Here is a 13797-nt window from a genome sequence, read left to right as displayed (position 1 = left end):
CTTCTCATGCAAGAAAGTATCAAAAATACGGACTTCACAGGAACATGGCACATCTATGAGATGGAACAATATGATGAGGACTATTTCGATATGGAAGTTCAGGCTTATATTAAGATAGAGCCAGACAACAACGGGGACTTTCAATTTGGTTTAGTCTGTGGTGAGATAGATGGGAGGATCGTTGATTATGCCGATGGCAAAAGATTTGAATTCACCTGGGAAGGAAATGAGGAGTGCGACCGTGTCTTTGGTAGTGGTTGGGTCAGGATAAAAGAAAAAAGTGAACTCGAAGGAGAGTTTAGATTTCATCATGGAGACAGTTCTACCTTTTCCGCAAAGAAAATAAAGTAATAAAATCAAGGTCTTAAAATCAAGGTCTTGATAGATAACTTCCATTTAAACTCAAACTACCCATCTCCGCGTCAATAAAACCACAGAAAGTATTCGGAAACCACGGAATTCATCCCTCGACTCATTTTTTACTGTTTCAGTATCCCAAGCTCAGCACGTGATTCGGCTTCTGCTTTGAGCATATTTTTTATTATTGATTTATCAGAATAAGGGAAAACCCGGCGGAAATCCTGGCAGTATTTTATTCTTTTCTGATGGAAAGAGGCATCTTCCAATGCTGCGTTAGCTAACTCCATTTCAAAGTCCTGACACCAATTAAAAATACATTGTGTTAGAACGGGAATGAATTTATCAGCATCGGTAACAGATTTTATATGAGAAGGAACAATACTTACTATTATATTCCACGCTTTTTCCCACTTTTCCATTCCATCTTTGTAATTCTGGTTTTCAATGTCGTCATAGCCATCTTGAATAAGATCATCAATCATTTCCATATTGTATTTTTCTGGGATTATCCGTTTCCATAATTCAATTATTGCTAGCCAGATGAAATCTTCATCCTTGCCTTGTGCCTGAAAATTCTGTGTGTAATAATGGTCTTCTGCCAACTGGATTGCAGAGATATAATTTTGAGCCTGTTCTTTGAAACGTTCTATTTCGAAATCGACATTCATTGATTTCAATTTTTCAATTATTTCCGAAGTGCCCATCTTTTTTAATTTATTAAAATTCCAGCTTTCTAGAATGAAATCTTTGAAGCTTATGTCCTTGAGATCAGAGTATTCTTCAAATTGTTTGCTAATTTGTTCCAATCCTTCGGGCTTTTCCTGTAACTTCTGTTCAAATCTCATAATGGCCAGCATACTAATGTCTGATTTTTCGGATTTTGGAGAAGCTTGAATTATAGGAGTTTGTTTTATAGGAGTTTGATTTCCAGTAACTACTTTGCTACGACCTAAACAACAATGTTTATATTTTTTTCCTGAACCACACGGACACGGATCATTTCTACCAATTTTCTTTGACATTTTGCTTATTTCCTTTGTTTTATGAGGATTAATTCAGAATCGACATTATTTCTTGTGTCTGATTGTTTTTCAAGTACCTGATATATTTAAATTCAGAAAAAAACCACGAGAAGCTTGATTTATTAACTGATAAATTATTAATATGAAATTTATAATAGGAAAATTATTAATATATGACATACAACAGATAAATCATTAATATATGATATATAACAGATAAATCATTAATATCTATTAATGATATATGAATTATGACTTCATATTTCTTTAGTATGTATTAAGTTATATATTTAGGACTTATGCACTTGAGGAACAAAATCAATCACATCAAAGACTGTGGATTTAAATCATGTTTTAGACGGTTAATGGCCTGATACTATTGTTTTTTCAGTTCAACTGCGCAAACCCTAATGTTTTTAGAGAAAGTTTCAAAAATATTAACACCACTCCCCGAGAAGTCAGGACTCCCCATACATTAATTGAATTCTGCAAATGTATTTTTACATTTAAAGCCTGGGTGTGAAAACCCTGTCATTTTTGAATCTCAGAAAGCAACGTCTTTCGGGTTAAAGCGCTCGGGATCAAACCCTTTCCCTAACCAGGCCATTGTATGTTCGTATTCCTCATGTTCAGGGTCTTTCAAGATATCGAGCATCTCTTCATAACCCCATATTCCTCCGATATCCTCAGGGGCAGCTGCTCTTTTTCCTGCAGTGCAGACTGGATATTTCGCTCCTTGTTTTTTCGGAAGGATTTCCTCAAGCCGGACTTTTATCTTCCAGTTGTCCTCGAAATCATAGGTGTACAGAGCAACCTTATTTTCCGAAGAAAAGTATTTGGAAAGCTTGACCTTATTCTCCGGCACAAGGGGTTCACAGAAAGTTTCACACTCATCATCTGTTTTCCCTATTTTGTCAAACGTCCCGGTTTTTGGGTTTTGCATTTCGAATTCATGCAAATGATAATCTTCCCAGTTCATTGCAGTCTGGATAGCTTTATGAAGATCCAGAAAAGTATAATTTTCCGGTACCTGAATTCGCCGCCAGATCTTAGGGCTAATCCCTTTTATTGAAAGCTTTAATTGGTATATCTTTTTAAACGTGTCTTTCATATAGTTATTCCCCAGAATAAACGACCGTTAACATTGGATAATTTATGACAACGTTCGTTAACTTCTGCTAATATTCATTAATTTCTGCCAATATTCATTAATTTTTGCTAATCTTAGATACTATTCAATATGGCCTTTAACATATAATAACGGCTATTAATGCCCAATAAGATTCTGTAATGTCCGATAGTATCCTATAATGTTTAACAATAATATATAGTGCCCAAGAAAAGTATAGAATATCCAATAATGTTCGTTAATGTTTAACAATATACTATAATGTTGATAATGTTTTCAAATACTGACAATATCCAGTACTATCCAATGTATCCAATGGATTCAATATATTCAATATATTCAATGCTCTTCAATAATTTAATTAAAGCGTACAAAACAGGTAACGTGTGAATGAATTTCTGTTATGACTGAAAGTGGGGAAAACCCTTGATTGTCTCCAAACAGTCATCTATAGATCAATTTCTAAAAATTTCAAAATATCTTCCCGTATGTCTCATGAATGAAAAGTTGAAAAAAGTCTATCTCTCGCATATTCCATGCGTGCAAACTTTGTTTCTCACGAATAAAATATCCGGGCTTCGCCGTATCCCGGTTTTTCGGGTTTCAATCCTTGTTTTAGTGGATCTTGCTCACGAATAAGTTTCGCCCAATGATCGCATATCTGTTGGCGGAAATCTGTTTCAATCCTTGTTTTAGTGGATCTTGCTCACGAATAATTGGAAAAATTGGCTCTGGTTATTGCTTTTACTAAGTTTCAATCCTTGTTTTAGTGGATCTTGCTCACGAATAGAAATTTGCAAAGGGTTTCAGAAAGATACAATCGAGGTTTCAATCCTTGTTTTAGTGGATCTTGCTCACGAATCTGCCGGAATGAAACATTTATCATTATTTGAAGCAGAAAAAAGTTTCAATCCTTGTTTTAGTGGATCTTGCTCACGAATCTCCAACAGACTGGTTGACTATGTTATTGAACATAGTGTTTCAATCCTTGTTTTAGTGGATCTTGCTCACGAATATCTTTAAAATTTATACTCACATTCCCCACCCTTAAGTTTCAATCCTTGTTTTAGTGGATCTTGCTCACGAATCAGTATGAGACTTATGACTGCCTCTCCGTCCATTAGGTTTCAATCCTTGTTTTAGTGGATCTTGCTCACGAATATCAGGGAATATGGATCACACTTGCCAACGGTACATTGTTTCAATCCTTGTTTTAGTGGATCTTGCTCACGAATTTTGTTAGTGCAACTATAGGGATGCAAAAAATTAGGTTTCAATCCTTGTTTTAGTGGATCTTGCTCACGAATTTGGTGAATTTGATGGCGAGTTCGTAGTGCAAACATGTTTCAATCCTTGTTTTAGTGGATCTTGCTCACGAATATTTTGTTAGGGGGTTGGAGGGGTGAATTATTACCGGGTTTCAATCCTTGTTTTAGTGGATCTTGCTCACGAATTTCATAGGTACGGAAAAACAGACCAATGGATAGCTAGTTTCAATCCTTGTTTTAGTGGATCTTGCTCACGAATGTGTTGACGAATTCGGTACCGGAATAGGCGATGGCAGTTTCAATCCTTGTTTTAGTGGATCTTGCTCACGAATTTTGAAAAGGATGGTATAACTATCACTACAAGAGTTATGAGTTTCAATCCTTGTTTTAGTGGATCTTGCTCACGAATAATTCCTGAAGCTGTAAAAAGTATGACTCCGGAAGGTTTCAATCCTTGTTTTAGTGGATCTTGCTCACGAATACCTACCTGTAAAGCATCAATCGCGTCTGAGGTATGTTTCAATCCTTGTTTTAGTGGATCTTGCTCACGAATATCTGCCATATGCGTAGCTCCGTTGTAATTGTTATGTTTCAATCCTTGTTTTAGTGGATCTTGCTCACGAATACTGTTAATTGTTTTATTTCTAATTTTATTAAAGTGTTTCAATCCTTGTTTTAGTGGATCTTGCTCACGAATTAAGTGACCCCGATTTCATGACCTACGAAACCATGTTTCAATCCTTGTTTTAGTGGATCTTGCTCACGAATTGTTTTCCTAAGTCAGAATAAAATATAAAAAAAGTTTCAATCCTTGTTTTAGTGGATCTTGCTCACGAATAGGGCAAAAATTTCCGTTATTTGGCTAGAAAAGGTCTGAAATGAGCCCAATTTTGGGGCTAAAATTCTTGCTGGAAAATTATCAAACCCTTTATAAATACAAGAAAAACAGGTTTTCTAGCAGTTTGGAAACAAGCAGTTTGGAAACATTTTGGTATATGCCTTTCTTTCTATTTAACTTTTGTATTTTAAGTCGTTTTAAATAGATTCAAAGACCGGCCTAATCCAACAATATTTTAGTTATTTTTTAAAAACACCAAATTTAAACTATTTTTATCCAGAAACCGAATTAGATCCAAAATTAACAAAGGAATAAAATATTATTTTGTATTATTTAATTTTATGTAATTGCTATATTTGTATTACATATATTTAGGAATGTATTTATAGCAAAACGAGTTTAGTCTAGTTCATCTTAATTTTTGTTAAAAAAGTATTACTATACAATTATGTTTTTATAGAAACGTGTTATTCAACTGATTTGAGATTACTGAAAACGCTACTGTTAGGCAACACTATTGCAGTAATTTAATATAACTACGAGAAAGGAGGAATTTTAATCCAGAAAAATCAGAAATATCTCTTGATAGGTGTAATAGCCATAATTATTGTAGCGGCTATTGCTTTCATTCCGGGAAATGAGACCGACAATCCGGCTTCAGGGATATCGGATGAAGCAGTATCCGGAGGTTCGGATGAATTAGCTTCTGGCGATTCGAATACATCAACTTCCCAAGGCTCGGACGAGCTGGTGGCAGCCATAGGGACACATGGCGGAGAGCCGGAAACAGGTTTTAACCCGATTACAGGATGGGGATATAGTCGTGAGCCGCTGGTTCAAAGTACTCTTTTTAAAAAGGACAGTAATGGGTCTCTGATCAAGGATTTAGCTACAAACTATTCTGTCAGTGACGATGGGTTTACCTGGACTGTTGATATAAGGAATGACGTTAAATTCCATGATGGAGTGCCTTTAACGGCAAGGGACGTAGCATTCACATTTAACACTGCGGCAAATTCGAGTGGAGTCGATCTCTCAGTTTTGAAAAATGCTGTAGCCCTCGATAACTACACGGTTGAATTCACATTAAACGACCCGCAGACGACTTTTATTCACAAGCTTGCAGCTGTCGGGATTGTGCCTGAACATGCTTACAATGAGACTTACGGAGAACATCCAATCGGGTCTGGCCCATACCGATTCGTAGAATGGGATAAAGGCCAGCAGGCAATCTTTGAAGCAAACCCGGATTACTATGGCCAGAAACCGTACTTTAAAAAATTAACTTTACTCTTCATGCAGTCAGACACAGCTTTCGCAGCAGCTAAATCAGGACAGGTTGACGTGGCCGAAATTCCTTCCTCATACGCTAATCAAAAAGTAGATGGAATGAAAATAGTGTCTCTTAGTTCCATTGATGCTCGGGGTATAACTTTCCCGATGCAGCCTGACACAGGAAAGAAAACGGAAAATGGCTATTCAATCGGAAATAATGTAACATCCGATCCTGCGATAAGAAAAGCACTGAATATCGGAATAAACAGACAGACCTTAATCGATGGTGCATTAAACGGGCAGGGTGAAGAGGAATTTACTGGAGTGGACAAACTGCCCTGGGGTAATAAGGAAGCTATATTCGAAGACGGAAAAGTAGACGAAGCAAAGAAAATATTAGCAGACGCCGGCTGGGAAGATACCGACGGTGATGGCATCCTTGAAAAGAATGGGACGAAAGCAGAATTTACCTTATTATATTACTCAGGAGCCCAGGAAAGGCAAGCATTATCCGTTGCATTGAGCGAGGAAGCTAAAAAACTGGGAATAAACATTAAAGTCGAGGGTAAGAGCTGGGATGAGATTGACACTCTGGCGCATTCAACTCCGGTAATTTTCGGTTTCGGCACACTGGACCCGACTGACTTATACCTGAAATACTACAGCAAAAGCTACGACCCTGCAAACTACAATAATATAATACTGTACAACAATTCGGTAGTGGATAACTATCTAAGGACAGCCATAACCAGCACTGATGAGGATACTGCCAATAAAAACTGGCAACTGGCTGCCTGGGATGGAACAACAGGATTTTCTGAAAAAGGAGACGCTACCTGGCTCTGGATTGCAACTATCAATTACATGTACATTATGGACAAGGATATAGATTTCGGAACTCCCAAAATTCAGCCTCATGGTGCCGATATCTTTGGCAATATCCTGGAGTGGAAACGTACAGAAAATTAAACTGAAATCTGGATTTTCAAGGAACGGTCATGAAAGTATCATAGAAAGACTGAGAACTGTTCCTTAAAGTTCTTAGTAAAACTGGGGATGAAAAACTCCTCAGTGTGACTCTTTTTTGGCAAATTTGATTGAAATTTATATTTTGCCTTTGCTCTTTTTCAGGATCGCTAGAATTTATACTTTTTTTCAGTATTCAACGCGTCGACTATTTTAAAATTCAGGAAAACGCATGAAGTTTTCTATTTAGTATTACGAAATTACTTAAAACTAAGAATTTGTAATACATATATTTCGGAATGTATTTATAGTAAATTGTTTTAATTGAGATATCACAACTTTACTAAAAAAAGTAACATATTGTTGTTAAGTTTCAGCAAGAAAATAACATTTAATACAAAATTCCGTATCATCTGGTCAAGTTTAAAAATCGTTACTTGATAGTTCAATTTTTGCTTAAATGTTCAGGACTCTGGTAAAATAGAGGAGGTATTTAGATTCAGAAAAAACAACAGTATCTACTGATAGGGACAGTAGTCATAATTATAGCGATTATTTTTATTTTAACATCGATGGGCGACCCGATTAGCTCATCATCCCAGGTTTCTGATGAATCAGTTTCCGGGGACTCGGGTGAATTGGTTTCCGGGAACTCGGATGAATCGGTTTCCGGGGATTCGGAGGAATCAGTTTCCGGAGGCTCGGATGAACTGGCTTCTAAAAGCTCGGATGAACTTGTGGTGAATGTAAATTCACATACAGGTGAACCCGAAACTGGATTTGACCCCCTTTTAGGATGGGGGTGTGGACATGTGAATTTTGAGCCACTTATACAGAGCACTCTTTTTAAATCAGCGGATGATGGAAGCATAATAAACGATCTTGCTACGAATTATTCTGTCAGTTCGGATGGGAAAAACTGGACTGTGTATATAAGAGATGATGTCAGGTTTACAGACGGTGAAAACTTAACCGCAGAAGATGTGGCATTTACGTTTAATACCGCAATTGGAAGTAACTCCGAACTGGATATGAGTAATCTCGAAAAAGCCACCGCAATAAATAATACTGCCGTTGAATTCAAACTGAAAGAACCTCAGTCCAGTTTCATATGGAGACTCAGATACGTTGGGATTGTACCAGAACATGCATACAAAAAAGAAACCTACGGGTCTAATCCGATAGGATCTGGGCCATATAAACTCGTAGAATGGGATAAAGGCCAGCAGGCAATCTTAGAATTAAACGAAAATTACTATGGAAAAAAGCCGTACTTCAAAAAAATAACCATGCTGTTTTTAGATAAAGATACTGCGCTTGCAGCAGTAAAATCCGGGGATGTGGACATAGCTGAAATTGAGATTAGCCATGCAAACCAGACCGTGGATGGGTACAAGTTAGTATCTCTTCCGGCAGCAAGAGCTCAGGGACTATCCTTCCCTATGCAGAATAACACAGGCAAAAAAAGCCTTCAGGGAGACACAATAGGCAATAATGTCACGGCAGACATAGCAATTCGAAAAGCCTTAAACATCGGTATAGACAGAAAAGCCCTGCTTGAAGGAGTTATATACGGAAAAGGAGCCGTAGAATACACCGGAGTAGACCAGCGGAACTTCGGGAACCCTGAAGCGAAAGTTAATGATTCAAATCCCGAAGAAGCCAAAAAAATACTGGAAAACGCAGGCTGGAAAGACACTGACGGCGATGGAATTCGGGAGAAGAACGGAACAAAAGCCGAATTTAAACTATACTACTCTGCTTCGGACCAGACAAGGCAAGCTCTATCGGTAGCTGTAAGCGAACAGGCCAAAGAATTAGGCATAAAAATAGACCTTGTGGGAGCAAGCTGGGACGAAATATATGCCAACCAGTACAGTTCCGCTGTGTTATACGCTTACAGCAGCATAGATACCTTTAATCTCTACCAGCAGTACCACAGCAAAGAAGCCGACGATACCTACAGAAACCCCGGCCTTTACAATAACTCTGTTGTAGACGGATATCTGGAAACAGCTTTAAAGTCTACAGATCAGGACCAGGCTACAAAGTACTGGAAATTAGCTGCATATGACGGAAATACTGGTTTTGGGCCAGCAGGAGATGCTACATGGTTATGGCTGGTGACGATTGATTACCTCTACATGGCAGACGAAACCCTGGATATGGGTACTCCACAAAGAAACGCAGGAGCAGATGTTTTAGGAAATATCTACGAATGGAAAAGAGTAGACACAGCCAGCCCGACTTCCAAATGAGGACTTAATCCTGTAAGTATGGAGAGTAATCCTGAAAGTGTGGAGAGTAATCCTGTAAGTGGGTAATTAATCCTGTAACTATGGTTGATTAATCCTGCAGTTAGCGAGTAGTCAATCTCGTAATTAGCAAGTAATCAATTCCATAGTTAACGAGCAATAAATCCGGTATAGTGAATAACTGAGCCTTTAATTCTGATCTTGCAGGCTCAGCTACTCACTTTGTCCTTTCTTTTTATCCACAGCCGGGTTTAATGCGACTGATTGGAAAAGGTAATAAAATGACTATTTTACCAGATTTAACTCCATTCTACTTAAAAAAATGCAAAAACTCCTAATAACTCCTGGACACCGTTCACAGACTGATATTCACGTAAATGGACATCATTATAGAATAATTATGTATGAGGGAGTAGCGTGTCAAACAATGAAAAAATAGCGGGCTTCATCGGAAAAAAAGCCCTCCGACTGACAAGCCTTTTGATTATAGTTTGTCTTGCAAGTTTCATGCTTATCCAGTATTCGCCTATAGATCCCGTTAGAGCCTATATTGGGGAAATGCCAGTAACTGCAGAGCACAAAGCTAAACTTGAAGCATACTGGGGGGTTAATACTCCTCCGCAGGAAAAATTCCTGAACTGGGCTGGAGATATTCTTAAAGGAGACTTTGGAACTTCACTGATTTATAGAATTCCAGTTATTGACGTCATTAAAGAACGATTTGCCGCTTCCCTCGCCCTTATGGGGATTTCATGGCTGTTTTCAGGAATTCTGGGTTTTGTTTTAGGAATAATAGCTGGTGCAAAGCAAGGTACGTGGGTAGATAAGGCGATAAAGATTTATTGTTACGCTCTGGCTGCTGCACCAACATTCTGGCTAGCACTTATCCTTTTGATGGTGTTTTCAGTATATCTGGGCTGGTTCCCAATAGGATTAAGTGTCCCTATAGGAGTTACAGCCGACAATGTGACGTTTTTTGAATGGTTTAAGCGTTTAATTCTCCCTGCACTAACTTTGAGTTTATTAGACATTGCAAAAATTACAATGTTCACTCGAGAAAAATTAATCGAAGTTCTATCCAGTGATTACGTCTTATTTGCAAAGGCAAGAGGTGAAAATGGGCTGGACCTTGTATTGAGGCATGGAATTCGAAATGTTGCACTTCCGGCCATTACCCTGCAGTTTTTAGGATTTAGTGAACTTTTCGGGGGAACAGTCCTGGTTGAACAGGTATTCTCATATCCCGGAATAGGACAGGCTGCAGTAGCAGCAGGACTGAGATCCGATGTACCTCTTCTTTTGGGAATAGTCATCTTCAGCACTTTCTTTGTTTTCTTCGGAAACCTGATTGCTGATATTATCTATGAATTTGTTGACCCCAGGATAAAGCAACAGGAGGCATTAATATGAGCACTGCTGTTGTGACAGTTAACAGGGGACTATTTAGAGGATTAAATCTCAGGCAGAAAACGCTTCTGATAATAGGCTTCACTTCACTTTTATTACTTGTAATTGTGGCTTCCAGCGTTTTTTTAGGCGAGGAACCTCTACAGACCAATTTCGGCTCTAAAAACCTCGCTCCTTCTCTGGAACACCCATTCGGGACAGATTGGATGGGAAGAGACATGTTTATAAGAACTCTGGAAGGACTGGGTTTAAGCATACTGGTTGGAGGGCTTGCTTCCATAATCAGCACTCTATTGACCGTAATTTTAGGATTACTTTCAAGTGCAGGAAAAACTGCAGACACCTTTGTGTCCTGGCTGGTAGACCTCTTTCTTTCAATTCCGCACCTGCTTTTAATAGTTCTCATTTCCATAGGAATTGGAGGAGGGGCAACAGGAGTTATCACCGGAGTTGCATTAACACACTGGCCGAGCTTAACAAGGGTCGTAAGAGCAGAAATCAAGCAGCTGAAAACCCAGGAGTACATTCATATCTCCAGGAATCTTGGCAGGTCTAAATGGTGGATAGCTACAAAACACATTCTACCTCATCTGGCTCCCCAGATACTGTTAGGCACGATTTTAATGTTTCCACATGCGATTTTACACGAAGCTTCAGTCACATTCCTGGGGTTCGGGCTTTCACCGCATGAACCGGCAATCGGTATAATTCTTTCCGAATCTATGAGGTATCTTTCAGCAGGATACTGGTGGCTTGCATTTTTCCCGGGATTATCGCTGTTAATTGTAGTTCTGGCATTTGATATGATTGGAGAAGGTTTAGGAAAGCTGATGAATCCGAAAAATGCTCATGAATAAATTTCATCTGTTACTGAATTAGAGGTATGCTGAATTAGAAGTGTGCTGGATTAGAAGTGTGCCAGAGTAAAAAAGCTGGATTAGAAGAGTGCTGGATTAGAAGTGTGCCAGAGTAAAAATGCTGGATTAGAAGAGTGCTGAATAAAAAATATGATAGATTTACATCTGGAGAGTGTGAATTATGGGAAATAAAGCTGAAATAAACCCTGAAAAAGAGTTAGCCACTGGACTTGAAACAGTCGTTGGAAAAAGAGATAAAACAGTTGCTGGAGGACGGAAAAAAACTGAAGCTCTGTTGAACGTAGAAGATCTTTCATTGTCGTTTACTCAATATTCGTCGGGCCTTAGGCAGACTGAACTGAAAGTAATTTCTAATTTGAGTATCCAGGCGTATAAAGGTGAAATTTTAGCTATCGTAGGGTCAAGCGGGTCAGGTAAAAGTCTTCTGGCTCATGCTATTTTAGGAATTTTACCTTTAAACGCAAAACTTGATGGTAAGATAGAATACGATGGCAACGAACTTACTCAGGAAAGAAAAGAAGAAATGAGAGGCAAAGAAATAGCCCTGATTCCGCAAGCAATAACCTACCTTGATCCTTTAATGAAAGTCTCAAATCAAGTAATAGGATGCATTGAAAAGGAAAACGAAGGCTTAATGAGGAAACTTCAGAGAGAAATTTTTCAGAGATATAATTTAAAACCCGAGGTCGAAAGAATGCTCCCTCATGAGCTATCAGGAGGAATGGCCCGAAGAGTTCTGGTTTCGACTGCTGTAATAAGCTCTTCAAAACTCGTAATTGCGGATGAACCAACCCCTGGGTTAGACGAAAAAACTTTGAACGAGACCCTGAGTTACTTCAAAGACATGGCAGATAAGGGGTGTGCAGTGATACTTATAACTCATGATATTGAAGCTGCATTAAAAATCTCCCATAAAATCGCAGTATTTTATGCAGGTACGGTTCTGGAAGTAGCTAACGTTGAAGACTTTAAAAATAATGGTGAGAACCTGAGACACCCATATACCCGTGCACTCTGGAGTGCCCTTCCCCAGAATAAATTCCAGGCAATCAAAGGCCATCAACCAATGCAGGATGAAGTCGTCGACGGGTGTATCTTTTATGAAAGATGTTCAAAAAAGAAAGCTATCTGTTCTCAGGGAACTCCACAATTGAAACAGATTAACGGTGGGGTGGTGAGGTGCAATAATGCGTCTTAAAAGTGAGAACATAAGTTTCGGGTATAAAAGAAATAATTTGATTTTAAAGGATGTTAATATTTCTTTAGGTAGCGGGGAGGTACTGGGCCTCATTGGGGATAGCGGAAGCGGAAAATCTACTCTATGTAAGATCTTAGCAGGCTACGAAAATAAGTATCAGGGGAAAGTAAGTATAGATGGAAAAGATATCCCGTCAAAAGGCTATAACCCGGTCCAGCTTGTCTTTCAACACCCGGAAAAAGCTGTAAACCCTAAATGGAGAATGAAAGATATTCTAAACGAAGGACACCTTGTTTCACAGGATATTAGTGAAGCATTTGGAATTAAAAGTAACTGGCTTAACCGATGGCCTAATGAGCTTTCAGGAGGAGAACTGCAGAGGTTTGCCCTTGCAAGAGCTTTAAGCCCTAAAACCAGGTTTTTAATTGCTGATGAAATTACTACAATGGTAGACGCTATTACTCAAGCTCAAATCTGGAATATTGTTTTAAATATCGTCGAAGAACTTAATATTGGAGTACTGGTCGTAAGCCATGACATAAATTTAATTAATAGATTATGTCAAGATACCATTTATCTGAAAGATATAAATAATATTTAACAAAAGTAAAGATAATATTTTTAAAAAACCGAACTGGTCTTTGACTGAATGCCCAGAGTTTAATCCTGAAGCCTTTTGATAACGAAGCGTAAAACCACCTGACTCTGACCTGGAGGTTGTAACGCAAACCTAATTTTTTTAGGTAGTTTAACGACCTGTTTCAGTACAGAGCTCTCTAGTCTGATTTTAATTTACTCCAAAGTCTATGCACAGGTTTTACTACAAAACTATATTAATAAAACAAGAAAACAGAAGTTTTTCAGCTTAACTGGGAACTCTCAGTACCCGAAATATGATTCTGTGTTTAAAATTTCAGGCTTCTTGCAAGAAAAGTTTATAAATTCCACAGTAGCTTTTATCCAGAGCTTCTGTACATGTGTAGGAATCATCTTTATATGCAGTGCATTTCGATGTGTATTCACATTTCATATCAAACAAATTTCTTTTCCCGAAAACTATGTTAAAAATTTTCATATGCTAATATATGAGATCGACATATTTAAATTTATTTCATAGTTAAGGTTATGGTGTTCCGCATACAACGATTTTGACTGTTTATTGAAAAATTTTATGAGACTATCCCAAAATCTATTTTATATG

10 protein-coding genes and 1 CRISPR repeat array are annotated in these 13797 nt (G+C 38.2%); of the genes, 7 read left to right on the top strand and 3 right to left on the bottom strand.

Annotated elements, in window-relative coordinates:
* Positions 1–6: 6 nt before the first annotated feature.
* Entirely contained in the window at positions 7–351 is a 345-nt protein-coding gene (locus tag FXW07_RS09715) for a hypothetical protein (protein ID WP_229395256.1), read from the top strand.
* 128 nt (positions 352–479) lie between these two features.
* Here FXW07_RS09715 and FXW07_RS09710 read toward each other — a convergent pair whose 3' ends face one another.
* Positions 480–1382, bottom strand: a complete 903-nt coding sequence (locus tag FXW07_RS09710; RefSeq protein WP_229395255.1) for an SEC-C metal-binding domain-containing protein — start codon at positions 1380–1382, stop codon at positions 480–482.
* Between the two features lie 544 nt (positions 1383–1926).
* Positions 1927–2493, bottom strand: a complete 567-nt coding sequence (locus FXW07_RS09705; protein WP_229395254.1) for a plasmid pRiA4b ORF-3 family protein — start codon at positions 2491–2493, stop codon at positions 1927–1929.
* Positions 2494–3038: 545 nt separating this feature from the next.
* Positions 3039–4617: a CRISPR direct-repeat array (repeat unit 37 nt; unit sequence GTTTCAATCCTTGTTTTAGTGGATCTTGCTCACGAAT).
* Between the two features lie 582 nt (positions 4618–5199).
* Here FXW07_RS09705 and FXW07_RS09700 point away from each other — a divergent pair.
* The 6 genes from FXW07_RS09700 (at position 5200) to FXW07_RS09675 (ending at position 13197) form a co-directional block, all read left to right on the top strand.
* Entirely contained in the window at positions 5200–6861 is a 1662-nt protein-coding gene (locus FXW07_RS09700; RefSeq protein ID WP_229395253.1) for an ABC transporter substrate-binding protein, read from the top strand.
* A gap of 569 nt (positions 6862–7430) precedes the next feature.
* The gene (locus FXW07_RS09695) at positions 7431–9116 is read left to right on the top strand and encodes an ABC transporter substrate-binding protein (RefSeq protein WP_229395252.1); all 1686 of its coding nucleotides are present in this window, start codon (positions 7431–7433) and stop codon (positions 9114–9116) included.
* Positions 9117–9530: 414 nt separating this feature from the next.
* Positions 9531–10523, top strand: coding sequence for an ABC transporter permease (locus tag FXW07_RS09690; RefSeq protein WP_229395251.1), 993 nt, complete (start codon positions 9531–9533; stop codon positions 10521–10523).
* On the top strand, positions 10520–11377 hold the full coding sequence (locus FXW07_RS09685; protein ID WP_229395250.1) for an ABC transporter permease: 858 nt from the start codon (positions 10520–10522) through the stop codon (positions 11375–11377). Before FXW07_RS09690 ends, FXW07_RS09685 begins: the two co-directional genes overlap by 4 nt.
* Positions 11378–11558: 181 nt before the next feature.
* Positions 11559–12596, top strand: coding sequence for an ABC transporter ATP-binding protein (locus tag FXW07_RS09680; RefSeq protein WP_229395249.1), 1038 nt, complete (start codon positions 11559–11561; stop codon positions 12594–12596).
* Positions 12586–13197, top strand: coding sequence for an ATP-binding cassette domain-containing protein (locus FXW07_RS09675; RefSeq protein WP_229395248.1), 612 nt, complete (start codon positions 12586–12588; stop codon positions 13195–13197). The genes FXW07_RS09680 and FXW07_RS09675 overlap by 11 nt, the downstream gene beginning before the upstream one ends.
* Positions 13198–13509: 312 nt before the next feature.
* On the opposite strand, the gene FXW07_RS09670 is transcribed toward FXW07_RS09675, so the two are convergent.
* On the bottom strand, positions 13510–13671 hold the full coding sequence (locus FXW07_RS09670; protein ID WP_229395247.1) for a hypothetical protein: 162 nt from the start codon (positions 13669–13671) through the stop codon (positions 13510–13512).
* Positions 13672–13797 lie beyond the last annotated feature (126 nt).

Source organism: Methanosarcina sp. DH1, from assembly GCF_020804205.1.
Taxonomy (GTDB): domain Archaea; phylum Halobacteriota; class Methanosarcinia; order Methanosarcinales; family Methanosarcinaceae; genus Methanosarcina; species Methanosarcina vacuolata.
Note: the sequence above shows the minus strand (reverse complement) of the source record. Positions and strands in the feature narration are given on the sequence as shown.

What these genes read in the sequence shown, in the direction of transcription:
- FXW07_RS09715 (WP_229395256.1), top strand. Translation starts at nt 7, where the DNA reads ATGCAAGAAAGTATCAAAAATACGGACTTCACAGGAACATGGCACATC.
- FXW07_RS09710 (WP_229395255.1), bottom strand. Translation starts at nt 1,382, where the DNA reads ATGTCAAAGAAAATTGGTAGAAATGATCCGTGTCCGTGTGGTTCAGGA.
- FXW07_RS09705 (WP_229395254.1), bottom strand. Translation starts at nt 2,493, where the DNA reads ATGAAAGACACGTTTAAAAAGATATACCAATTAAAGCTTTCAATAAAA.
- FXW07_RS09695 (WP_229395252.1), top strand. Translation starts at nt 7,431, where the DNA reads ATGGGCGACCCGATTAGCTCATCATCCCAGGTTTCTGATGAATCAGTT.
- FXW07_RS09685 (WP_229395250.1), top strand. Translation starts at nt 10,520, where the DNA reads ATGAGCACTGCTGTTGTGACAGTTAACAGGGGACTATTTAGAGGATTA.
- FXW07_RS09680 (WP_229395249.1), top strand. Translation starts at nt 11,559, where the DNA reads ATGGGAAATAAAGCTGAAATAAACCCTGAAAAAGAGTTAGCCACTGGA.
- FXW07_RS09675 (WP_229395248.1), top strand. Translation starts at nt 12,586, where the DNA reads ATGCGTCTTAAAAGTGAGAACATAAGTTTCGGGTATAAAAGAAATAAT.
- FXW07_RS09670 (WP_229395247.1), bottom strand. Translation starts at nt 13,671, where the DNA reads ATGAAAATTTTTAACATAGTTTTCGGGAAAAGAAATTTGTTTGATATG.